Here is a 22,355-nt window from a genome sequence, read left to right as displayed (position 1 = left end):
GGGCATGAGCGACTCGGTTCCGGAGACGGAGATCCCGCAGGCTTCGGCGCAGGAGGCGGGGGAGGCACCGGAGGCGTACGACCCCGCCGCGCCCGCCCCCCTGAACGTTCCGCGCACCCCCACCGGCAACGCCGAGGTCGACGCGCAGCTGGAGCGGCTGGGGGACGCCGACCACCTCGCCACCGACGGCCACGTCGAGGTGTACGAGGATGTACACAGGGGGCTGCGTGACGCGCTCACCGCGCTCGACGCCCGCCCGGGACCCCCGGTCCCCCCACCGTCGTACCACCAGAGCAGGAGCTGAACCGAACGTGGCAGGAGTCGCACGCCGTCGTCTGGACGCGGAGCTGGTCAACCGGAAGCTCGCGCGCTCGCGCGAGCACGCCAGCCAGCTGATCACCGCCGGACGGGTCACCGTCGGCAAGATGGTGGCGACCAAGCCGGCCACCCAGGTGGAGACCTCCGCGGCGATCGTGGTCCGGGCCGACGACAGCGATCCCGGTTACGTCTCCCGGGGCGGCCACAAACTCGCCGGCGCGCTGGAGGTCTTCGTGCCGCGGGGGCTCGTGGTCGAGGGCCGGCGCGCACTGGACGCCGGCGCGTCCACCGGTGGCTTCACCGACGTCCTGCTGCGCGCGGGCGCCGCGCACGTCGTCGCCGTGGACGTCGGATACGGACAGCTGGCCTGGTCCCTCCAGAGCGATGAACGCGTCACCGTCAAGGACCGTACGAACGTACGCGAGTTGACGCTCGAGGCGATCGATGGGGAACCTGTGGATCTTGTCGTGGGCGATCTGTCCTTCATTCCGCTGGGGCTGGTGCTGCCCGCCCTGAAGCGGTGCGTGAAGCCGGACGCCGACCTGGTGATGATGGTCAAGCCGCAGTTCGAGGTGGGCAAGGAGCGGCTCGGCAGCGGGGGTGTCGTACGGAGTCCGCAGCTGCGGGCGGAGGCCGTGCGGGCAGTGGCCGAGAAGGCCTGGGAGCTGGGGCTCGGGGTGCAGTCGGTCACCGCCAGTCCGCTGCCCGGGCCCTCGGGGAACGTCGAGTACTTTCTCTGGCTGCGGGCGGGCGCACCCCAGGTGGACCCGGCCGACGTCGACCGTGCAGTGGCGGAGGGGCCGCGTTGACACAGAACCTGGCGCGTACTGTTTTCCTGCTCGCCCACACCGGGCGGCCCGCGGCGATCCGCAGTGCGGAACTCGTCGTCAAGGGCCTGCTGCGGCATGGCATCGGGGTGCGGGTGCTGGAGGAGGAGGCGTGCGACCTGCCGCTGCCGGACGAGGTGCAGCTGGTCAAGGAGGCGACCGCGCAGTGCCTCGACGGGTGCGAGCTGCTGATCGTGCTCGGCGGCGACGGCACGCTGCTGCGGGGCGCCGAGTTCGCCCGGGCCTCCGGGGTGCCGATGCTCGGCGTCAACCTGGGGCGCGTCGGGTTCCTCGCCGAGGCGGAACGCGATGACCTCGATCGGGTGGTCGACCGGGTGGTGGCGCGGTCGTACGAGGTCGAGGAGCGGATGACCGTCGATGTCGTCGTGCACCGCAACGGGGACATCGTGCACACGGACTGGGCGCTGAACGAGGCGGCCGTGCAGAAGGCCGGCGCCGAGAAGCTGCTGGAAGTCGTGCTGGAGATCGACGGGCGCCCGGTGTCGGAGTTCGGGTGTGACGGGGTGATCCTCTCCACGCCCACCGGGTCCACGGCGTACGCCTTCTCCGCCGGGGGTCCTGTGGTGTGGCCGGAGGTGGAGGCACTGCTGATGGTGCCCATCAGCGCGCACGCGCTGTTCGCCAAGCCGCTGGTCACGTCGCCGGATTCGGTGCTGGCCGTGGAGGTCCTGCCGCACATTCCGCCGGGCGTGCTGTGGTGCGACGGGCGGCGGACCGTCGAGTTGCCGCCCGGGGCGCGGGTGGAGGTACGGCGCGGGGCGGTGCCGGTGCGGCTGGCCCGGCTGCACCATTCGTCCTTCACCGACCGGCTCGTGGCGAAGTTCGCGTTGCCGACCACCGGCTGGCGAGGGGCGCCTCACTAGAAAGAGCGGCCTGTGTGCACTCCCCGCCCCGGACCTCGTATGGTCTGTTCCGTGTTGGAGGAGATGCGGATACGGTCGCTCGGGGTCATCGACGATGCCGTCGTCGAGCTGTCACCCGGGTTCACCGCTGTCACCGGTGAGACGGGTGCGGGCAAGACCATGGTGGTCACCAGCCTGGGGCTGCTGCTCGGTGGGCGGGCGGACCCGGCGCTCGTGCGGATCGGGGCCGAGAAGGCGGTCGTGGAGGGGCGGGTCACCGTCCCCGCGCACGGCGGCGCCGCCGTACGCGCCGAGGAGGCCGGGGCCGAGCTGGACGACGGGGCCCTGCTGATCAGCCGTACCGTTTCCGCCGAGGGCCGTTCCCGTGCCCATCTGGGCGGGCGCTCGGTGCCGGTCGGGCTGCTCGCCGAGCTGGCCGACGACCTGGTGGCCGTGCACGGGCAGACCGACCAGCAGGGACTGCTGAAGCTGTCCCGGCAGCGGCAGGCGCTCGACCGGTACGCGGGCGACGGTGTCGCCGTGCCGCTCGCCAAGTACACCGAGGCCTACCGGCGGCTGCGGGCCGTCTCCGCCGAGCTGGAGGAGATCACCACCCGCGCGCGTGAGCGGGCGCAGGAAGCCGACATGCTGCGGTACGGCCTGGAGGAGATCGCCGCCGTCGAGCCGCGCGCCGGGGAGGACGTCGAGCTGGCCGAGGAGGCCGAGCGGCTGGGGCACGCCGAGGCCCTGTCGTCCGCCGCGACGGCCGCGCACGCCGCTCTCGCGGGCAATCCCGAGGACCCCGAGGGGATCGATGCCTCGACCCTCGTCGCGGGCGCCCACCGGGCGCTGGAGGCCGTGCGGGCGCACGATCCGGCGCTGGCCTCCCTCGCCGAGCGGATCGGGGAGATCGGGATCCTGCTCGGCGATGTCGCGGGGGAACTGGCGGGCTACGCCGACGACCTCGACGCCGATCCGCTGCGGCTGGCCGCCGTGGAGGAGCGGCGGGCCGCGCTGACCGCGTTGACGCGCAAGTACGGCGAGGACGTGAACGCCGTCCTCGCCTGGGCCGAGCGGAGCGCCGCGCGGCTGACCGAGCTGGACGGCGACGACGAGCGGATCGGGGAGCTGACCGCGGAGCGGGACGGGCTCCGTGCCGAACTGGGCGGTCTGGCGCAGGCGCTGACGGACGCGCGGACGGAGGCCGCCGAGCGGTTCGCCGCCGCCGTGACCGCGGAACTGGCCTCGCTGGCGATGCCCCACGCGCGCGTGTCCTTCGCCATCCGGCAGACCGAGGACCCGGAGGGCGTCGAGGTCGGCGGACGTACGGTGGCCTACGGCCCGTCGGGCGTGGACGAGGTCGAGCTGCTGCTCGCCCCGCACCCGGGCGCGCCGCCGCGGCCCATCGCCAAGGGCGCGTCCGGCGGTGAGCTGTCCCGGGTGATGCTCGCCGTGGAGGTCGTCTTCGCCGGGACGGACCCCGTGCCGACGTACCTCTTCGACGAGGTCGACGCCGGTGTCGGCGGCAAGGCCGCGGTCGAGATCGGCCGACGCCTGGCCAAGCTCGCCCGGACCGCGCAGGTCGTGGTCGTCACCCACCTGCCCCAGGTCGCCGCCTTCGCCGACCGGCAACTGCTGGTCGAGAAGACCAACGACGGCTCGGTCACCCGGTCCGGTGTGAAGGTGCTGGAGGGCGAGGAGCGCGTCCGCGAGCTGTCCCGGATGCTGGCCGGCCAGGAGGACTCCGAGACGGCCCGCGCGCACGCGGAGGAACTGCTGGCCACGGCGCGAGCCGACCTCTAGCCGGGGTGTCCACGGCGCGGGACGGCAGCCGGGCGGGTGCCCGTGCCCACGGCCCGCGCCGGTCCGTGGGCGGGTTCTAGGGTGGCGGGATGATCGTCAAGCGAGAATCCCGCTCCCTCCTGCTGTCCGCCGCGCTCACCCGGGCCGGCCAGGCCCTGCTCCGTACCGCTCGGCCCGGCGGGCGGGAGCGCTGGGAGCGGAAGAACTACGCGGGGCGGACCGTCGAGCTGTACGCCGGTCCCGCCTCCGCCGTCTCCGTCGCCGTCGGGGCCGGCCGGGCGCACCCCGCCGCCGGACTCGCCGTGCTCGCGGCAGGGGTGTGCGGGGCGTACGACGACGTCGCCGGCGCCGGGGATCCGCGGCGCGGGTTCCGGGCGCATCTGGGGGCCCTGCGGGACGGGGAGGTCACCAGCGGGGCCGTGAAGCTGTTCGGGATATCGGCGGCCGGGCTGGCGGCCGGGGCGCTGATGAAGGAGCGGTTCCTCGACAAGGTGCTCGCCGGTGTGGTCATCGCCGGGGCCGCGCACGTCGTCAACCTCCTCGACGTACGGCCCGGCCGGGCGGCCGGTGCCGTGCTCGCGCTCGGGGCGCCGGGGCTGCTGCGGAGCGGCCCGGCCGGGGAGCTGGCCGCCGCCGCGGTCGGCACCGCCGCGGCCGTCCTGCCCGACGACCTCGCCGAGCGCGCGATGATCGGGGACACCGGGGCGCACGCCCTCGGCGCGGCGCTGGGGGCGGCCGTCGTGGCCGGCAACCAGCGCCCCGGCCTTCTCGCGCACGCCGCGGCGGTCGTGGCCGCCGCCGCGTACGGGGACCGGGTGAGCGCGTGGGCGCGGGCGCTGTGAGGTTCTGACCTCGTCGAATGCGGCGGGCGGCCGGTCGGCCGCGCCGAGGTTTCGCTCACCCGTGTGGGTGACGTGCTCCGGCGCATTGCCCCGGCCCGCCGCACTGTGCGCCCTCCGGATTTCCCGTAACGGCCGGTCCCCCTGGCATGCTTGGGGGTACACGGTCCGCGCGGGAGGCGCGCGGGGTACGTCCTTCCGCCCCCCTGAGCCCGCTACCTTCTGTACGTTTCCTCGTGACCGCCCACGCCGAACCAGGAGCGCAGGCCCCCGTGACCCCCCTGAGCAGCAACGCGCCGAACGGTCAGTCGCCGCTGCGCACCGTGCAGGTGCTGGGCGGAGGCAACGCCGGCAGCAGCGCGCATGTGCGCTCGCTCGCCGAGGGGCTCGTGGCGAGGGGCGTGCGGGTCACGGTGTGCGCCCCTGTCGAGGCCGAACACTCCTACGACTTCACCGGCGTCGGAGCCGAGCACGTGCACGTGCCCCGCAGCAGCGACCCCGTCTCGGTGGCCGCGCTGCGGACGGCCTGCGCGAACGCCGACCTGGTGCACGCGCACGGGCTGCACGCCTCCTTCCGGGCGGTCCTCGCGCTCAGCGGCCGGCCCACCCCGCTCGTGGTCACCTGGCACAACCGGGCGCAGGCGGAGGGACCGCGGGGGCATCTGCTGCGGCTGCTGGAGCGACGGGTGGTGCGGACGGCGGCCGTGGTCCTCGGCAGCAGCCCCGACCTGGTGGAGCGGGCCAGGCGGACCGGGGCCCGGGACGCGCGGCTCGCCGCCGTCGGCCTGCCGGGACAGCGCCGGCCCGTCGTCCTCGACGACCCCGACCGGCTGCGCCCCAAGGTACGGGCCGAACTCGGCGCCACCGGCCGCCCGTTGCTCATCGCGGTCGGCTCCCTCGACCGGCAGCGCGGCTACGACGTCCTGCTCGACGCGGCCCGCGCCTGGCGGGACCTCGACCCGGTGCCGCTGGTCGTCATCGCCGGGGAAGGGCCGCTGCGGGCGGTGCTGCAGCGGCGGATCGAGGACGAGGCGCTGCCGGTGCGGCTCATCGGGCGCCGCGAGGACGTGCCCGAGCTGCTCGCCGCCGCCGACCTGGCGTTGCTGACCAGCAGTTGGGAGTCCCGTTCGGTCCTCGCCCAGGAGGCGCTGTACGCGCGCGTGCCGCTCGTCGCGACCCGGGTCGGCGGCATCCCCGACCTCGTCGGCGACGCGGCCGAACTCGTCCCGTACGGCGACCCCGAGGCCCTCGCGGACACCGTCGTACGGCTCCTGCGGGACCCGGAGCGCCGGGAGGAGCTGCGCGAGCGGGGCGTACGGCAGGCCGCCGGCTGGCCGACCGAGGACGAGACGGTCGCCCAAGTGCTCAGCGTCTACGACGAGTTGACCCAGCCCCGGCCGCTGGCCTGAGCGAGGCTCAGGGCACGTGCCTGCGGGCCCGGAGCGCGAGGCTGAGCGCCAGCACCGTCTGCGGGTCGTCGAGGTCGGTGCCCAGCAACTCACCGATGCGGGCGAGGCGGTTGTAGAGGGTCTGGCGGTTGAGGTGCAGTTCGCGTGCGGTCTCGGCCTTGCGGCCGGCGTGCGCCAGATAGGTCTCCAGGGTCGGCAGCAGCGGCGGCTTGGAGCGGTGGTCGTGGTCGCGCAGCGGTCCGATCGCGCGGTCCACGAACGCGGCGAGGTCCGGGTGGTCACGCAGCCGCCACATCAGCAGGTCGATGTCGAGGCGGCGGGCGTCGTACCAGGGCCGGTCGGTCAGGCCCTGCGCCGCCGTCGCCGTCTCCGCCGCGTGCCGCAGCCCGGCCGACGCCGCAGCCCAGCCACCCGCGACCCCGACGACCACGACCGGCGGTGGTGAGCCGGGCCGCCGCATCCCGGCCCGCTCCACGCCCGCCCGCAGCGCCGCCGCCACCCGGTCCGCGACCGCCGACCGCTCCGGCTCCGAGCGCAGCCCGAGCAGCACCAGCACCCGGCCCTCCACCGGCCGCACGCCCAGCAGCACCGGCACCCCGACCGCGGCCAGCTCCTCGGAGACCGCCCGCGCCAGCACCGCCCAGCCGCCGCCGGGGGAGAGGGAGTCGCCGATCCGCATCACCACGGGCAGCAGCGGGCTGTCGCCCGGCTTGAAGCCGAGGACCCGGGCCTGCGCCGGGGCGTCCTCGGCGGTGATCCGGCCCTCGGCGAGATCGGTGAGGAAGTCACCGCGCCCGCGGGCCGCCAGCTCCTCCTCCTGCCGCGCCTGCATCAGCACCACGGCCAGGATGCCCGCGGCACGCTCGGCGGCGATCCGGTGCACCGGTGCCAGGGGGCCGCGGACCGGCAGCAGGACGAGGCGGGCGCGCACGGAGCCGGCCGTCCCGGGGCCGCCGCCGGGCACGTCCACCAGCACCGAACCGGTGGGCGGCGGGGCGTCCTTGTGCGGGCCGCGCAGCCCCTCCCACACCTGCAGCGGGTCCGCGCCCTCGGGCCCTTCCCCGGCGGCGTACAGCAGGCGGCCGTCGGCCGTCTCCAGGAACACCGGGTTGCCGCTGAAGCCGGCCAGGATGCCCAGCACCTGCGGCACCCCACCGCCGCCCAGCAGCGCCTCGGTGCAGCGCCGGTGCACCTCCTCGGCCCGCTGGAGCAGGGCGTAGTGGCCGTTGACGATCTCGGTGTGGATCTCCTCGGTCACCGTCACGAACGGCACCTCGCGGTGCAGCTGGACCAACGGCAGCCCGGCGGAGCGGGCGGTGTCCACCAGGGCCGCCGGCAGCCGCGTGAAGCGCGGGCCCAGCTCCACCACCAGGGCGGCGATCCCGCGCTCGGCGAGGGTGCGGACGAACGCCCGCTGCTCGGCCGGGCGGGTACCGAGGCCGTAGCCGGTGGTGAGCAGCAGCTCGCCGCCCTTGAGCAGCGAGGCGATGTTCGGCACCTCGCCCGCGTGCACCCAGCGCACCGTGCGCCCCAGCCGGTCGGCACCCGCCAGGATCTCCGGCAGCCCGCTGCGCAGTCCGGGCAGCTCCAGCGCCCGCTGAACGGTGATCCCGGCGCCCTGGGTGTCGAGTCGGTGGTCCGTGCGGCTCTCCATGCAGCGGACGCTACCTGCGCAAACGCCCGCAGGACAGCTCCGGGCTAGATCGGCCGGATGTTGTGGTTGAAGCGGAAGACGTTGTCGGGGTCGTAGCGGCGCTTCACCTTCTCGAGCCGGAGCAGGTTCCCGGCGCCGAAGCCTGCCCGCACCCGGTCCGGGCCCTCGTCGCCGACGAGGTCGAGGCAGACGGCACCGGTGCGCCACGGCCGGACGTCGGCGCACGCGTCCCGCACCCAGGCGAGGGCACGCTCGTCATCGGCCGGGTCCGTCCAGCGGGCGAAGGGGTGCACCAGCCAGGGCGCGTCCCGGTACGGCACCGGGTACGCGGCCGGTCCGGTGACGACCGCACCGCCCAGCGGGAGGAGCAGGTGCCGGAAGCCGCCCGGCACCGGCATGGCCCGCCCGCGGGCGCAGAAGACGTCCACCAGCCCGTCCGGCAGGTCCGTCAGGCACTCCGCCGACCAGTGGGACCGCCCGCCCGTGGAGTACAGCAGGCGTTGCGCCCCGGCACCGGTCAGCTCCGCGGTGTGCGGCAGCGCAAGCAGCGGCCCGGCGAGGTCGCGCAACCCGGCCTCCCCGCCCGCGTACGTCAGCAGCGCGCCGCACAGCAGCCCGTCCAGGGCCAGCCACATCACCGCGCCGCTCACCTCGTCCGGACCGGTACGGACGAGCTCGCGGAAGGCGCGGACCACGTCCGGGCCGGACTCCGGCGGGCACAGCAGCAGTGCCACCGAGAACTCCGGCAGCTCGTGCAGCTCCAGGGTGAGCGCCGTCGCGATGCCGAAGTTGCCGCCCCCGCCGTGCAGTGCCCAGAACAGTTCGGGATTCTCGTCGGCGTTGGCGTGCACCCGCTCGGCGTCGGCGGTCACCAGCTCGACCCCCATGAGGCCGTCCACGGGGAGACCGAAGGTACGGTCCAGCCAGCCGGTGCCGGCGCCGAGCACGAAGCCGCCGAGCCCGGTGGCCGGAGCCCGGGCACCGGTGGCGGCGAGGCCGTAGGGCCGGGTGGCCCGGTCCAGGTCGCTCGTCGTGGCCCCGCCCTCGACGCGGACCGCCTCGGCCGCCGGGTCGACGGTCACCTCGTGCATCCGGCGCAGATCCACCACCAGCGCGCCGTCGACCAGGGCACCCGCCAGGCCGTGCCCGCCGCCGCGCACCGCTGTGTGCAGGTCCAGCTCCCGCGCGAAGCGCACGGCCCGGACGACGTCGGCCGCGTCCGCGCACTGGGCGATCACGGCCGGGCGCCGGTCGGTCATCCCGTTGGCGACGGCACGGGCCGCGTCGTAACCCGGGTCCCCCGGGGCGAACGCGTCGCCGGCCAGGGCCTCACGCAGCGCGCCGAGGGCCGTGTGCGCCTTGGAACGGGCCACCATGGCAGCCCCCTTCCGGACAGGGTGCTGCTGTTCAGCCTAGGCGGACCGCTCAGCCTCCGTACGCCCCGGAAGCCGTCAGCCGCAGTGCCGTGTCGATCAGCGGAACGTGGCTGAACGCCTGCGGGAAGTTGCCGACCTGGCGTTGCAGGCGCGGGTCCCACTCCTCGGCCAGCAGACCGAGATCGTTCCGCAGCGCGAGGAGCTTTTCGAACAGCTTGCGGGCCTCGTCCACCCGGCCGATCATCGCGAGGTCGTCCGCCATCCAGAACGAGCAGGCCAGGAAGGCCCCTTCGTCACCCGGCAGGCCGTCGACGCCCGCGTGGTCGCCCTCCGTCGGGTAGCGCAGGATGAACCCGTCCGGCGTGGACAGCTCGCGCTGGATCGCCTCGATCGTGCCGATCACCCGCTTGTCGTCCGGCGGCAGGAAGCCCATCTGCGGGATGAGCAGCAGCGAGGCGTCCAGCTCCTGCGAGCCGTAGGACTGCGTGAAGGTGTTGCGCTCCTTGTCGTAGCCCTTCTCGCACACGTCCCGGTGGATGTCGTCGCGCAGCTCCTTCCAGCGCTCCAGCGGGCCGTCCGCGTCCCCGGACTCGATCAGCTTGATGGTGCGGTCCACCGCCACCCAGGCCATCACCTTGGAGTGCACGAAGTGCCGGCGCGGGCCGCGCACCTCCCAGATGCCCTCGTCCGGCTCCTGCCAGTGGTCCTCCAGGTAGCGGATCAGCTTGAGCTGGAGCAGGGAGGCGTAGTCGTTGCGGGCCAGGCCCGTCATGTGCGCCAGGTGCAGGGCCTCGGTGACCTCGCCGTACACGTCCAGCTGGAGCTGGTGCGCCGCGCCGTTGCCGACCCGGACCGGGGCGGACTGCTCGTAGCCCGGCAGCCAGTCCAGCTCGGCCTCGCCGAGCTCGCGCTCGCCCGCGATGCCGTACATGATCTGCAGGTTCTCCGGGTCGCCGGCGACCGCGCGCAGCAGCCACTCGCGCCAGGCGCGGGCCTCCTCGCGGTAGCCGGTGCGCAGCAGCGACGACAGGGTGATCGCGGCGTCGCGCAGCCAGGTGTAGCGGTAGTCCCAGTTGCGGACGCCGCCGATGTCCTCCGGCAGGGAGGTGGTCGGGGCCGCGACGATGCCGCCCGTGGGGGCGTACGTCAGGGCCTTGAGGGTGATCAGGGAGCGGACCACCGCCTCGCGGTACGGCCCGTGGTACGTACAGTGCTCGACCCACTCGCGCCAGAATGCCTCCGTCGCCTCCAGCGAGGTCTCCGGCTCCGGCAGCGCCGGCGGCTCCTTGTGCGAGGGCTGCCACGAGATCGTGAACGTGATCCGGTCACCCGGGGCGACCGTGAAGTCGGAGTACGTCGTCAGCGACTTTCCGTAGGTCTCGGCCTCCGTGTCGAACCACACCGAGTCAGGACCGGCGACCGCCACCGTGCGGCCCTCGTGCTTGTGCACCCAGGGCACGACACGGCCGTAGGAGAACCGCATCCGCAGGGCGGAGCGCATCGGGACCCGCCCGGTGACGCCCTCCACGATCCGGATCAGCTGCGGCGCGCCCTCACGTGGGGGCATGAAGTCCGTCACGCGGACCGTGCCACGGGGGGTGTCCCACTCCGATTCCAGGATCAGCGAGTCGCCGCGGTAGCCCCGCCGGGCAGCCGTGGGCGGCTGCGCGTCGGCCGCGTGCGCCGGGCCGAGCCGCCAGAAGCCGTGCTCCTCGGTGCCCAGCAGGCCGGCGAAGATGGCATGCGAGTCGAAGCGGGGCAGGCACAGCCAGTCCACCGTGCCGTCCCGGCAGACCAGTGCCGCGGTCTGCATGTCTCCGATGAGTGCGTAGTCTTCGATGCGCCCGGCCACGTGCAACTCCAGTCGAACGGCCACGTCACACCCCCACGCAGGGGGCTGTCGCTAGTGCGGTCAAGGGGTCGTTGTTATGCGTCGTTGAGCGGTGAAGCAAAGCAGTCCGCCGAGCCCTGAGGCAACACGACAGTCTTTGCTCAACGAACTGCCGCGCTCTCGTTGTTCCGGGTGGTGCAGGCGGGGGTGTGCCGTCGTTCCGGCCGGGCTCGGCAGCGAGTGTCCGAGCAGGATACGACGCACGTAGATGATCTGCGTGCCGCTCCGGGCAACCCGTGTGAGCCGAACGGGTGAGCAGCGGGTGATAACCATGTGACCTGTGTGTGCCTGTGCTGACACATGGGGCGAGCCTCCCTGCGCCCGGACCCCGTACCGGCGTGCGCGAGCCGCCCGCGCCGCGTCCCCGTACCGGGTGAGCGAGCCGCCCGTGCCCGGACGAGCGCGGAGCGTGGCCGGAAGCCATCTCGTCCAGGCGCTGATACCCTGGTAGCCCGTGGACCGGTGGGCCTGAAACCCCCGAACCGCAGCGACGGCACCCCCGGAGATCTCCGGGACGGCAGCCACACCGCACGACAGACCGCGACCACGGGAGCACCCTCTTGGCCATGCCGCCGAAATCTACGACGACCAAGCACATCTTCGTCACCGGGGGTGTCGCCTCCTCGCTCGGCAAGGGCCTCACCGCCTCCAGCCTGGGCATGCTGCTCAAGGCCCGTGGCCTGCGTGTCGTGATGCAGAAGCTGGATCCGTACCTGAACGTCGATCCGGGCACGATGAACCCCTTCCAGCACGGTGAGGTGTTCGTCACCAACGACGGGGCCGAGACCGACCTCGACATCGGACACTACGAGCGCTTCCTCGACCGTGACTTGGACGGCTCCGCCAACGTCACCACCGGCCAGGTGTACTCGACCGTGATCGCCAAGGAGCGGCGCGGCGAGTACCTGGGCGACACGGTGCAGGTCATCCCGCACATCACCAACGAGATCAAGCACCGCATCCGGCGCATGGCCACCGACGAGGTGGACGTCGTCATCACCGAGGTCGGCGGCACGGTCGGCGACATCGAGTCGCTGCCGTTCCTGGAGACCGTCCGCCAGGTCCGCCACGAGGTCGGCCGGGACAACGTCTTCGTCGTGCACATCTCGCTGCTGCCGTACATCGGCCCGTCCGGCGAGCTGAAGACCAAGCCGACCCAGCACTCGGTCGCCGCGCTGCGCAACATCGGTATCCAGCCGGACGCGATCGTGCTGCGCTGCGACCGCGAGGTCCCGACCGCCATCAAGCGCAAGATCTCGCTGATGTGCGACGTGGACGAGGCGGCCGTCGTGGCCTGCCCGGACGCCCGCTCGATCTACGACATCCCGAAGACCGTGCACGGCGAGGGCCTGGACGCCTACGTCGTGCGCAAGCTCGACCTGCCGTTCCGCGACGTCGACTGGACGACCTGGGACGACCTGCTGGACCGTGTCCACAACCCGGACCACGAGATCACCCTCGCGCTCGTCGGCAAGTACATCGACCTGCCCGACGCCTACCTCTCGGTCACCGAGGCGCTGCGCGCCGGCGGCTTCGCCAACCGGGCCCGGGTGAAGATCAAGTGGGTCACCTCCGACGACTGCAAGACCCCGGCCGGTGCCAAGGCCCAGCTCGGCGACGTCGACGGCATCTGCATCCCGGGCGGCTTCGGCGACCGCGGTGTGCTCGGCAAGGTCGGCGCCATCCGCTTCGCCCGCGAGAACAGGATCCCGCTGCTCGGCCTCTGCCTCGGCCTGCAGTGCATCGTGATCGAGGCCGCGCGGCACCTGGCCGACATCCCGGACGCCAACTCCACCGAGTTCGACCCGGCCACCGGCCACCCGGTCATCTCCACCATGGCCGAGCAGCTGGACATCGTCGCCGGTGAGGGCGACATGGGCGGCACCATGCGCCTCGGCATGTACCCGGCCAAGCTCGCCGAGGGCTCGATCGTGCGCGAGGTGTACGACGGCAAGGAGTACATCGAGGAGCGGCACCGCCACCGCTACGAGGTCAACAACGCCTACCGCGCGGAGCTGGAGAAGAAGGCCGGCATCCTCTTCTCGGGCACCTCGCCGGACGGCAAGCTGGTGGAGTACGTGGAGTATCCGCGTGACGTCCACCCCTACCTGGTCGCCACGCAGGCGCACCCCGAGCTGCGCTCGCGGCCGACGCGTCCGCACCCGCTGTTCGCCGGCCTGGTGAAGGCCGCCGTGGAGCGGAAGATCTCGCAGTAACACAAGAGTTGTACGGTGGCCGGGGCGCGCGGGTTCAGAACGATCGCGCCCCGGCCGCTTCGCGTAGGTGTGGAAGGACAGGGCATGACGATCAAGGACACCCCCGAGACGTGGGAGATCCGGGCGACGGAGACCCCCTTCACGGGCAACAAGACCTCCGTCCGCACGGACGACGTGGTCATGCCCGACGGTTCGGTGGCCCGCCGCGACTACCAGGTCCACCCCGGCTCGGTCGCGGTCCTCGCCCTGGACGAGGAGGACCGGGTGCTGCTCATCAAGCAGTACCGCCACCCGGTGCGCTACAAGCTCTGGGAGATCCCGGCCGGCCTGCTCGACGTGCCCGGCGAGAACCCGCTGCACGCCGCCCAGCGCGAGCTGTACGAGGAGGCGCACGTCAAGGCCGAGGACTGGCGGGTGCTGACCGACGTCTACACCACGCCCGGCGGCTGCGACGAGGCCGTACGGATCTTCCTCGCCCGTGACCTGTCCGCGGCCGAGGGCGAGCGGTTCACCGCGGAGCACGAGGAGACCGACATGGAGCACGCGCGCGTACCGGTCGAGGACCTGGTGCGTCGCGTCCTGGACGGCGACGTGCACAACAACTGCCTGGTCGTCGGCGTCCTGTCCCTGGTGGCGGCCCGGGCCGGCGACGGCCTCGACGCGCTGCGCCCGGCCGACGCGCCCTGGCCGGCCCGCCCCTTCGCGTCCTGAACCACACCCGTACGGCGTACTGGTGTGACCATCGCCTGATCCGATCAGGGGACCCGTCCGCCGCGCTCCCCACGGCGCGTCGCAGCGCGTGAACTAGGCTCTTGCACGCCCGTAGCGGAAGATCCGGCGGGCTTGCGCGTGCGGTGGGACGGGAGTGTGGCCCGTGACGGATCAGGCGGTGGACACAGGCTTCGTGCGGCTGTCGGCGCGTACGGGCACGGAAGACCATTTCCTGGGCCGTACAAGGGAGTTGAAGGAGCTGCGCGCCGACATCGAGCGCGCGGGCCTGGACACCCTCTCCGGCCGCAAGGCCCCTCGCGCGCGCGTGCTCCTGATCGCGGGCCGCCCCGGTTCCGGCCGCACCGCCCTCGCCGAGGAACTCGTCCGCCAGGTCGCCGGCCAGTACCCCGACGGGGTGCTGCGGGCCCGGCTCAGCGAGCCCGACGGCACCCCCGTGCCGGTCGCGCGCGCCGCCCGTGAGCTGCTCGCCGCGCTGGAGCTGCCCGCCCCGGCCGGCGCCGCCGAGGACGACCTGACCGAGGCGCTGCGCACCGCCCTCGCCGGCCGGCGCGCCCTGCTGCTGCTGGACGACGCGGCCGGCGCCGAGCAGGTCGACGCGCTGCTCCCACAGGCCCCGGACTGCCTGGTGGTGGCCGTCTCCTCGGGCCCGCTCACCGGTATCGCGGACGTCAGGCCCTGCACCCTGGGCGGTCTGGACACCAAGTCCGCGGTGGAACTGCTCACCCGTTACACCGGCGCGGTCCGCATCACGGTCGACCCGCGTTCCGCTGAGAGCCTGGTCGAGGCCTGCCAGGGCCATCCGGCCGCGCTCGTCCTGGCCGGCGGCTGGCTCGCCGCCCGCCCCAAGTCCGCCGTCTCCGACCTCGCCAAGCGGCTGCACACCTCCGACGACGGCACGGACGGCACCCCGCTGGCCCGGGTCTTCCGGCACGTCCGCAGCGAGCTGCCCGGCCCGGCCGCCCGGATGCTGCCGCTGCTCTCCCTCGCCCCGGCCGGCCTGATCGACCCGCACACGGCCTCGGCCCTCGCCGGCTGCTCGGTCGGTGCCGCGCGCGCCGTCCTCGACGACCTCGTCGCCCTCGGCCTGCTGCGCACGGTGGACTCGCCACTGCCCCTGTACGACGTCCCCGGCTGTCTGCACCCGCTGCTGCGTGCCCTCGCCGAGAGCCAGGAGCGGCCCGCGGAGCTGCAGCTCGCCCGGGCCCGGATGCTGGAGCGGACCGTACGGCTGCTGCAGTCGTGCCGGGCGATCACCGAGACGGACAGCCCGCAGGCCCGGGAGAAGCTGAACGCGATGCCCCGCGAGGTGCGCTTCCCCCATCCCCGGGCGGCCGCCGACTGGCTGCTCGTCCGGCGGCCCGCGCTGCTGGCGTCCGCGCGTCTCGCGGTGGCCGACGGCGAGCTGGACACCCTGGCCCGGCGGCTGATGTCCCAGCTGGTCAGGGCCATGGTCGCGCATGTGGGCACCCAGGCCGCGGCAGCCGACCTGTACGACGTGCACAGTCTCGTCCTGGATGTCGCCGAGCGGCGCGGGCTGGCCCGGGAGAAGGCCGCGGCGCTGCTGAACCTCGGCGACGTGGACGCGCAGACCGGCCGCACCAGGGCCGCGCTGGCACGGTACCGGCTGGCTCTGGACGCTGGACGCAGAGCAAATGACCCGTATGCGACCGGCCGCGCAATGGAATCCGTAGGTGGCGCGTACCAGGAGCTGGGGGACTACGACCGGGCCGCCGACTGGTTCGGCCGGGCGCTCGCCGAGCGGCTGGCCCGCGGCGAGCGCGATCAGGTCGCCCGGCTGTACGGCCGGATCGCCACCACGCACACCTACGCGGGCCGCTACGGCGAGGCCCTCAGGAACTGGCGGGCCGCCGTCGCCGGCCACCGCAGGAGCGGCGATGTCGCGGCCCACGCGCGGGCGTTGAGCGAGCTGGCCCGGGTGCAGGAGTACGCCGGGCGGTTCGAGGAGTCGCTGCGCACCTGCCAGGAGGCGGTGGAGTGGGCGCGGCGCGCCGAGGACGTCCGGCTGCAGGCCGCGGTGCAGCTGCGGCTGGCCGACACGCTGGAGCATCTCGGCGACCCCACCGCCGCCCGTCTGCACCGCGCGGCGGCCGGGCGCATGCTGGACGAGGAGGCCCAGAACACCGAGGCAAGCCCGAATCAGGACGCTAACGCCTGCGAAATCCGCAGTACATCCAGCGAAGATTGATGCAATGAAAGGCTAGACAGGCGGAACGCCTTCATTAAACTGGCTCTGCCGCACGTTCTCCTGCGGTGTCTCCCGGTGTGCCCCGCATGCCTGGGTATGTCATGTAATGCACCCCCCATACCCTCTGAGCCAAGGACCGTGATCGACGTGAAGGTCGGCATCCCCCGCGAGGTCAAGAACAACGAGTTCCGGGTGGCCATCACCCCCGCCGGTGTGCACGAGCTGGTGCGCAACGGCCACCAGGTCGTCATCGAGCGGGGAGCCGGCCTCGGCTCCTCGATCACGGACGCGGAGTACGTCTCCGCGGGTGCCGGGATCCTCGACACCGCCGACGAGGTGTGGGCCACCGCCGACCTGCTGCTGAAGGTCAAGGAGCCCATCGCGGAGGAGTACCACCGCCTCCGCAAGGACCAGATCCTCTTCACCTACCTGCACCTGGCCGCCTCCAAGGAGTGCACGGACGCGCTCATCGAGTCCGGCACCACGGCCATCGCCTACGAGACCGTCGAGCTGCCCAACCGCGCGCTGCCGCTGCTGGCCCCGATGTCCGAGGTCGCGGGCCGCCTCGCCCCGCAGGTCGGCGCCTACCACCTGATGCGCGCGGCCGGCGGCCGTGGCGTGCTGCCGGGCGGTGTCCCGGGTGTGACCCCGGCGAAGGCCGTGGTCATCGGCGGCGGTGTCTCCGGCTGGAACGCCACCCAGGTCGCCGTCGGCATGGGCTTCGACGTCACCCTGCTCGACCGCGACATCAACAAGCTGCGCGAGGCCGACAAGATCTTCGGTACGAAGGTCAAGGCGATCATGTCCAACTCCTTCGAGCTGGAGAAGGCCGTCCTCGACGCCGACCTCGTCATCGGCGCGGTCCTCATCCCGGGCGCCAAGGCCCCGAAGCTGGTCACCAACGAGCTGGTGGCCCGTATGAAGCCCGGAAGTGTTCTTGTCGACATCGCGATCGACCAGGGCGGCTGCTTCGAGGACTCCCGCCCGACGACGCACGCCGAGCCGACCTTCCAGGTGCACAACTCGGTCTTCTACTGCGTCGCCAACATGCCCGGCGCGGTGCCCAACACCTCCACCAACGCCCTCACCAACGCGACGCTGCCCTACATCGTCTCGCTGGCCAACAACGGCTGGGTCGAGGCGCTGCGCCGCGACGCCGCGCTCGCCAAGGGTCTCAACACCCATGACGGCAAGGTCGTTTACAAGGAGGTCGCAGAGGCGCACGGCCTGGAGTACGTGGCGCTGGAGACCCTGCTCGGCTAATCCAAAAGGCGATTCGTCAACACGGCTCGTCAACCCGTCGCACCCGGCCGGACCTTGCCCGACAAGGTCCGGCCGGATGTGTGTATGGTCACTTGGCGACTCTTGGCCAACTCGCCTCGAACGCAACCCTTCGACCGATTCGTACACCGGTGAAACCTGCTGTGCGACGGCCGTACGCCCTTGACAGCGAGATGTTTCATTGCCGACACATCCTGCCGGGTCCGGCGGATTGTGTTGCTGCGGACCGCCGACACGCCATAGAGTCGCCAACCGTCGGCATGGTGCCACGCTGACCTTGTCTAGAAGTTTCCTGGTCACCAAGGAGGTAAGACGACTTGTGAATGAGTCGACATTTTCTCCCGGGGGTGGTCAACCAGGAATGCCCGCACGGGGCCAGGGCCCCGCGGGATTCGAGGCTGTCGGCTCCGTAGCTGTGCGCACCTTCGCAGCCCACCAGAGTCCGGGACCGCAGACCGCCCGGACAGCACACCAGAGCATGGATGGCCATCACGTGAACGCCATGGCCGGCGACGGAAGTGGCGCGCCCCACAACCACTTCGCCGACTACGACGAACTGCCCGAGGGGCACTTCTACGACCCCGACGCCGAGTACGAGCCCGATCCCGAGTACGCGGCCACGCTCGCGCCCGACGCGGCCCGCCAGCGCCGCGAGCGCATCGGCCCGACCGGACGCCCGCTGCCGTACTTCCCGATCCCGGGCCCGCTGACCGACCACGGCCCCGCGAAGATCATCGCGATGTGCAACCAGAAGGGCGGCGTCGGCAAGACGACGTCGACCATCAACCTGGGTGCCGCGCTCGCGGAGTACGGCCGGCGCGTGCTGCTCGTGGACTTCGACCCGCAGGGCGCGCTGTCGGTGGGACTCGGCGTCAACCCCATGGAGCTGGACCTCACCGTCTACAACCTGCTCATGGAGCGGGGCATGTCCGCCGACGAGGTCCTGCTGAAGACGGCGGTCCCCAACATGGACCTGCTGCCCAGCAACATCGACCTGTCGGCGGCGGAGGTCCAGCTGGTGTCGGAGGTCGCGCGCGAGTCGACCCTCCAGCGCGCCCTGAAGCCGCTGATGCCCGACTACGACTACATCGTGATCGACTGTCAGCCCTCGCTCGGCCTGCTCACCGTCAACGCCCTGACGGCCGCTCACAAGGTGATCGTGCCGCTGGAGTGCGAGTTCTTCGCCCTGCGCGGTGTGGCCCTGCTGACCGAGACGATCGAGAAGGTCCAGGAGCGGCTCAACCCCGACCTGGAGCTGGACGGCATCCTCGCCACGATGTACGACTCGCGCACGGTCCACAGCCGCGAGGTCCTGGCCCGTGTGGTCGAGGCGTTCGACGACCACGTCTACCACACGGTCATCGGGCGCACGGTCCGCTTCCCGGAGACCACGGTCGCCGGTGAGCCGATCACCACCTACGCCTCCAACTCCGTCGGTGCCGCCGCCTATCGCCAGCTCGCCAGGGAGGTGCTCGCCCGGTGTCACGCCGAGTGAGTCTGCCCGGGGCCGACGAACTCTTCCGTACGACAGGGGGGATGGCACTCCAGCCGTCGACTCCCCGGCGCGGGGCCAACGGTGAGGCCCGGGTGCCGGCTCCCGCGGGGGAGAGCGACGACATGGCCGCCGCCGAGGACGCACCGCAGTCGGTGCCCGTCCAGGGCGGCGACGGAGAGGGCGCGGAACACGCCGCGGCGGAGGCGGAGCCCGCCGACGCCGGCGAGTCCCGCACCCGGCCGGCACGGCGACAGGCGTCCTCGCCGGCGGCGCAGGAAGGTTCGGCCGCCGCTCAGCCGCGCAAGCGGGGGCGGTCGGCGTCACGGCGGCCCAGTGGGCGCGAGCGGCACGACGAGAAGATCACGGTGTACGTGTCGGCCGAGGAGCTGATGGACCTCGAGCACGCCCGTCTGGTGCTCCGGGGCGAGCACGGTCTCGCGGTCGACCGCGGGCGGATCGTCCGCGAGGCGGTGGCCGTGGTCCTGGCCGACCTGGAGTCCCGCGGGGACGCGAGCATCCTGGTACGGCGGCTGCGCGGGCGCTAGGGGTAGCCTGCGGAGGCCATGACCTCCAACGACGTTCCCCACCCCGGCGCCGGTGCCGGTCGTCGGCGTGCGCTGGGGCGGGGGCCGGGGGCGGCACCGGTCGAGCCGGTCGCGGAGCGCGTGAAGGCCCCCGAGCCTGAAGCTCCGCTGCCCGAGCCGGAGGCCCTGCTTCCCGAGCCTGGAGCTCCGCTTCCCGAGCCGGAGGCCCTGCTTCCCGAGCCTGGAGCTCCGCTTCCCGAGCCGGAGCCCGAGCCGGAAGGTGCGCTGCCCGGGTACGAGCCCCAGGACCCTCAGCCGGAGGCTGGTGCGGGTGCAACCGCTCCCGACGGCGTCTTCAAGGTCCGGCTCTCGAACTTCGAGGGCCCCTTCGATCTGCTCCTCCAGCTCATCTCCAAGCACAAGCTGGACGTCACCGAGGTCGCCCTGTCCAAGGTCACCGACGAGTTCATGGCGCACATCCGAGCCATGGGGCCGGACTGGGACCTGGACCAGACCACGGAGTTCCTCGTCGTCGCCGCCACGCTGCTGGACCTCAAGGCGGCCCGGCTGCTGCCCGCAGCCGAGGTGGAGGACGAGGCCGACCTGGCGCTGCTGGAGGCCAGGGACCTGCTGTTCGCGCGGCTGCTGCAGTACCGCGCGTACAAACAGATCGCCGACATCTTCAACCGGCGCCTCGACGACGAGGCCCGCCGCCGGCCCCGTACCGTCGGCCTCGAACCGCACCACGCCGAGCTGCTGCCCGAGGTCGTCATCAGCATCGGCCCCGAGGGGTTCGCCAGGCTCGCGGTCAAGGCGATGCAGCCGAGGCCCAAGCCGCAGGTCTATGTCGACCACATCCACGCCCCCCTGGTCAGCGTGCAGGAACAGGCCGGAATCGTGGTCGCGCGGCTGAGGGAACTGGGCGAGGCGAGCTTCCGGGCGCTGGTCGAGGACACCGACGACACCCTGACCGTCGTGGCCCGGTTCCTCGCCCTGCTGGAGCTGTACCGCGAGAAGGCCGTCGCCCTGGAGCAGGAGGCCGCGCTCGGGGAACTGCTGGTGCGCTGGACCGGCGGGGAGACGGACGCGGCACCGATGGTCACCGACGAGTTCGACCGGCCGCCCGAGCTGCCCAAGGAGGAGAAGAAGGCATGAGCGAGACCACAGAGCTCCCCGCGGGGCTGCGCGGCGTCGCCGACCTCGACCTCAAGCCGGCCCTGGAGGCCATGCTCATGGTCGTGGACGAGCCCGCCACCGAGGAGCACCTGGCCAAGCTGCTGGAACGGCCGAGACGGCAGGTCGCGGACGCGCTGCGGGCGCTGGCCGACGAGTACACCGTGCAGGGCCGCGGCTTCGAGCTGCGGTTCGTCGCGGGCGGCTGGCGCTTCTACACGCGGGCCGAGTACGCCCCCGCCGTCGAGCGGCTCGTCCTGGACGGCCAGACCGCCCGGCTCACCCAGGCGGCACTGGAGACCCTCGCGGTCGTCGCCTACCGCCAGCCGGTCAGCCGCAGCCGCGTCTCCGCCGTACGCGGGGTCAACTGCGACGGCGTGATGCGCACCCTCCTGCAACGGGGTCTGGTCGAGGAGGCGGGCACGGAACCCGAAACAGGTGCGATCCTGTACAGGACGACGAACTACTTCCTGGAGCGGATGGGCCTGCGTGGCCTGGACGAGCTTCCGGAGCTCGCGCCCTTCCTCCCGGAGGCGGAGGCGATCGAGGCCGAGACCCAGGAAGGGGTCCCGTCGTTCGACCCGGACGCGCCCGACGCGCCCGGTGGTCAGGACGCAGACGACTAAGACGGAAACCTTGATGCGAAGCAGCGGCAGCGGCAAGAGTGGCGGGCAGGGCGGGCGCGGTAACCACCGCGGCGCCGGCAACAACCGGGACGAGCGGCAGGGGCAGGGCCGTCCCCGCAAGCCCCGCCCCGAGGAGCGCCGCTACGACGTGGGCCCCGGCGCCACGCAGGACGGCCCCAAGTCGGGGCGCGGCGGCAGCGCGCGAGGCGGCGCCAAGGGCGGCCCGAAGCAGTCCCAGCAGCGGGGCGGCCGTACGGCCCCGGCGCGCTCGCGTGAGTACGAGACGCGGACCGAGGAACGCAACCGGGAGCGCTACGCGGGCAAGAAGGACATCAAGCTGCCCAAGACCTTCCCGGGCGCCGAGCAGGAGGGCGAGCGGCTGCAGAAGGTCCTCGCGCGCGCCGGCTACGGCTCCCGGCGGGCCTGCGAGGAGCTGATCGAGCAGGCGCGGGTCGAGATCAACGGCGAGATCGTGCTGGAGCAGGGTCGCCGGGTCGACCCGGAGAAGGACGAGGTCAAGGTCGACGGCCTGACCGTCGCCACGCAGTCGTACCAGTTCTTCTCGCTGAACAAGCCCGCCGGTGTCGTCTCCACGATGGAGGACCCGGAGGGCCGGCAGTGCCTCGGGGACTACGTCACCAACCGTGAGACGCGGCTCTTCCACGTCGGGCGGCTGGACACCGAGACCGAGGGCGTCATCCTGCTCACCAACCACGGCGAGCTGGCGCACCGCCTCACGCACCCGAAGTACGGCGTGAAGAAGACCTACCTCGCCGCGATCGTCGGCCCGATCCCGCGCGACCTCGGCAAGCGCCTGAAGGACGGCATCCAGCTGGAGGACGGCTACGCCCGCGCGGACCACTTCCGGGTCGTGGAGCAGACCGGCAAGAACTACCTGGTCGAGGTGACCCTGCACGAGGGCCGCAAGCACATCGTGCGGCGCATGCTGGCGGAGGCCGGCTTCCCGGTCGAGAAGCTGGTACGCACCTCCTTCGGCCCCATCACCCTCGGCGACCAGAAGTCGGGCTGGCTGCGTCGGCTGTCCAACACCGAGGTCGGGATGCTGATGAAGGAAGTCGACCTCTAGAACGCCCTGCCGCGTCCCGGGGCGACCTGTTGGCC

The 22,355-nt window shown here is 72.7% G+C and carries 18 protein-coding genes; 15 read left to right on the top strand and 3 right to left on the bottom strand.

The features are described from left to right. Window positions 1–4 precede the first annotated feature (4 nt). The 6 genes from ACZ7HQ_RS29440 (at window position 5) to ACZ7HQ_RS29415 (ending at window position 6,059) form a co-directional block, all read left to right on the top strand. On the top strand, window positions 5–304 hold the full coding sequence (locus ACZ7HQ_RS29440; protein WP_470996138.1) for a hypothetical protein: 300 nt from the start codon (window positions 5–7) through the stop codon (window positions 302–304). A 7-nt stretch (window positions 305–311) separates the two neighbouring features. After that, window positions 312–1,127: a TlyA family RNA methyltransferase gene (locus ACZ7HQ_RS29435; protein WP_470996135.1), complete on the top strand. Its 816-nt coding sequence runs from the start codon at window positions 312–314 to the stop codon at window positions 1,125–1,127. Further along, window positions 1,124–2,029: an NAD kinase gene (locus ACZ7HQ_RS29430; RefSeq protein ID WP_470996133.1), complete on the top strand. Its 906-nt coding sequence runs from the start codon at window positions 1,124–1,126 to the stop codon at window positions 2,027–2,029. Before ACZ7HQ_RS29435 ends, ACZ7HQ_RS29430 begins: the two co-directional genes overlap by 4 nt. 39 nt (window positions 2,030–2,068) lie before the next feature. Further along, complete coding sequence (recN, locus tag ACZ7HQ_RS29425) at window positions 2,069–3,811, top strand: DNA repair protein RecN (protein ID WP_470996130.1); 1,743 nt, start codon at window positions 2,069–2,071, stop codon at window positions 3,809–3,811. Between the two features lie 89 nt (window positions 3,812–3,900). Beyond that, window positions 3,901–4,653: a hypothetical protein gene (locus ACZ7HQ_RS29420; RefSeq protein WP_470996127.1), complete on the top strand. Its 753-nt coding sequence runs from the start codon at window positions 3,901–3,903 to the stop codon at window positions 4,651–4,653. 269 nt (window positions 4,654–4,922) lie between these two features. Then, on the top strand, window positions 4,923–6,059 hold the full coding sequence (locus tag ACZ7HQ_RS29415; RefSeq protein WP_470996125.1) for a glycosyltransferase family 4 protein: 1,137 nt from the start codon (window positions 4,923–4,925) through the stop codon (window positions 6,057–6,059). A 7-nt stretch (window positions 6,060–6,066) separates the two neighbouring features. On the opposite strand, the gene ACZ7HQ_RS29410 is transcribed toward ACZ7HQ_RS29415, so the two are convergent. From ACZ7HQ_RS29410 to ACZ7HQ_RS29400, 3 genes are read right to left on the bottom strand one after another with little or no spacing between them, the layout of a single operon-like run. Beyond that, window positions 6,067–7,713, bottom strand: coding sequence for a PucR family transcriptional regulator (locus ACZ7HQ_RS29410; protein WP_470996122.1), 1,647 nt, complete (start codon window positions 7,711–7,713; stop codon window positions 6,067–6,069). Window positions 7,714–7,757: 44 nt separating this feature from the next. Next, window positions 7,758–9,089, bottom strand: coding sequence for an FAD-binding protein (locus tag ACZ7HQ_RS29405; protein WP_470996119.1), 1,332 nt, complete (start codon window positions 9,087–9,089; stop codon window positions 7,758–7,760). Between the two features lie 49 nt (window positions 9,090–9,138). After that, complete coding sequence (locus ACZ7HQ_RS29400; protein ID WP_470996182.1) at window positions 9,139–10,941, bottom strand: glycoside hydrolase family 15 protein; 1,803 nt, start codon at window positions 10,939–10,941, stop codon at window positions 9,139–9,141. A 605-nt stretch (window positions 10,942–11,546) separates the two neighbouring features. On the opposite strand from ACZ7HQ_RS29400, the gene ACZ7HQ_RS29395 reads away from it, so the two are divergent. The 9 genes from ACZ7HQ_RS29395 to ACZ7HQ_RS29355 all read left to right on the top strand — a co-directional run bounded on the left by ACZ7HQ_RS29395 (window position 11,547) and on the right by ACZ7HQ_RS29355 (window position 22,320). Further along, window positions 11,547–13,196, top strand: a complete 1,650-nt coding sequence (locus tag ACZ7HQ_RS29395; RefSeq protein ID WP_470996116.1) for a CTP synthase — start codon at window positions 11,547–11,549, stop codon at window positions 13,194–13,196. 84 nt (window positions 13,197–13,280) lie between these two features. Further along, window positions 13,281–13,907: an NUDIX domain-containing protein gene (locus ACZ7HQ_RS29390; RefSeq protein WP_470996113.1), complete on the top strand. Its 627-nt coding sequence runs from the start codon at window positions 13,281–13,283 to the stop codon at window positions 13,905–13,907. A gap of 163 nt (window positions 13,908–14,070) precedes the next feature. Then, entirely contained in the window at window positions 14,071–16,134 is a 2,064-nt protein-coding gene (locus ACZ7HQ_RS29385; protein ID WP_470996111.1) for a tetratricopeptide repeat protein, read from the top strand. A gap of 147 nt (window positions 16,135–16,281) precedes the next feature. Further along, window positions 16,282–17,397 (top strand): alanine dehydrogenase, encoded by a 1,116-nt coding sequence (gene ald, locus ACZ7HQ_RS29380; RefSeq protein WP_470996179.1) that lies wholly within the window; start codon window positions 16,282–16,284, stop codon window positions 17,395–17,397. A gap of 379 nt (window positions 17,398–17,776) precedes the next feature. Beyond that, window positions 17,777–18,910: a ParA family protein gene (locus ACZ7HQ_RS29375; RefSeq protein WP_470996108.1), complete on the top strand. Its 1,134-nt coding sequence runs from the start codon at window positions 17,777–17,779 to the stop codon at window positions 18,908–18,910. Continuing rightward, on the top strand, window positions 18,895–19,455 hold the full coding sequence (locus tag ACZ7HQ_RS29370; protein WP_470996105.1) for a hypothetical protein: 561 nt from the start codon (window positions 18,895–18,897) through the stop codon (window positions 19,453–19,455). Before ACZ7HQ_RS29375 ends, ACZ7HQ_RS29370 begins: the two co-directional genes overlap by 16 nt. Window positions 19,456–19,473: 18 nt before the next feature. Further along, window positions 19,474–20,589, top strand: coding sequence for a segregation and condensation protein A (locus ACZ7HQ_RS29365; RefSeq protein ID WP_470996102.1), 1,116 nt, complete (start codon window positions 19,474–19,476; stop codon window positions 20,587–20,589). After that, a complete protein-coding gene (gene scpB / locus ACZ7HQ_RS29360; RefSeq protein WP_470996099.1) occupies window positions 20,586–21,233 on the top strand; it encodes an SMC-Scp complex subunit ScpB in 648 nt (215 codons plus the stop codon). The genes ACZ7HQ_RS29365 and scpB overlap by 4 nt, the downstream gene beginning before the upstream one ends. A 13-nt stretch (window positions 21,234–21,246) precedes the next feature. Continuing rightward, a complete protein-coding gene (locus ACZ7HQ_RS29355) occupies window positions 21,247–22,320 on the top strand; it encodes a pseudouridine synthase (RefSeq protein WP_470996096.1) in 1,074 nt (357 codons plus the stop codon). The last annotated feature ends 35 nt before the right edge of the window (window positions 22,321–22,355 follow it).

The sequence above is a fragment of the Streptomyces sp. NPDC037290 genome (assembly GCF_055603245.1).
This window is presented reverse-complemented; position numbering and strand designations above follow the sequence as displayed.

What these genes read in the sequence shown, in the direction of transcription:
- ACZ7HQ_RS29440 (WP_470996138.1), top strand. Translation starts at nt 5, where the DNA reads ATGAGCGACTCGGTTCCGGAGACGGAGATCCCGCAGGCTTCGGCGCAG.
- recN (WP_470996130.1), top strand. Translation starts at nt 2,069, where the DNA reads ATGGTCTGTTCCGTGTTGGAGGAGATGCGGATACGGTCGCTCGGGGTC.
- ACZ7HQ_RS29420 (WP_470996127.1), top strand. Translation starts at nt 3,901, where the DNA reads ATGATCGTCAAGCGAGAATCCCGCTCCCTCCTGCTGTCCGCCGCGCTC.
- ACZ7HQ_RS29410 (WP_470996122.1), bottom strand. Translation starts at nt 7,713, where the DNA reads ATGGAGAGCCGCACGGACCACCGACTCGACACCCAGGGCGCCGGGATC.
- ACZ7HQ_RS29405 (WP_470996119.1), bottom strand. Translation starts at nt 9,089, where the DNA reads ATGGTGGCCCGTTCCAAGGCGCACACGGCCCTCGGCGCGCTGCGTGAG.
- ACZ7HQ_RS29395 (WP_470996116.1), top strand. Translation starts at nt 11,547, where the DNA reads ATGCCGCCGAAATCTACGACGACCAAGCACATCTTCGTCACCGGGGGT.
- ACZ7HQ_RS29390 (WP_470996113.1), top strand. Translation starts at nt 13,281, where the DNA reads ATGACGATCAAGGACACCCCCGAGACGTGGGAGATCCGGGCGACGGAG.
- ACZ7HQ_RS29375 (WP_470996108.1), top strand. Translation starts at nt 17,777, where the DNA reads ATGCCCGCACGGGGCCAGGGCCCCGCGGGATTCGAGGCTGTCGGCTCC.
- ACZ7HQ_RS29365 (WP_470996102.1), top strand. Translation starts at nt 19,474, where the DNA reads ATGACCTCCAACGACGTTCCCCACCCCGGCGCCGGTGCCGGTCGTCGG.
- scpB (WP_470996099.1), top strand. Translation starts at nt 20,586, where the DNA reads ATGAGCGAGACCACAGAGCTCCCCGCGGGGCTGCGCGGCGTCGCCGAC.
- ACZ7HQ_RS29355 (WP_470996096.1), top strand. Translation starts at nt 21,247, where the DNA reads ATGCGAAGCAGCGGCAGCGGCAAGAGTGGCGGGCAGGGCGGGCGCGGT.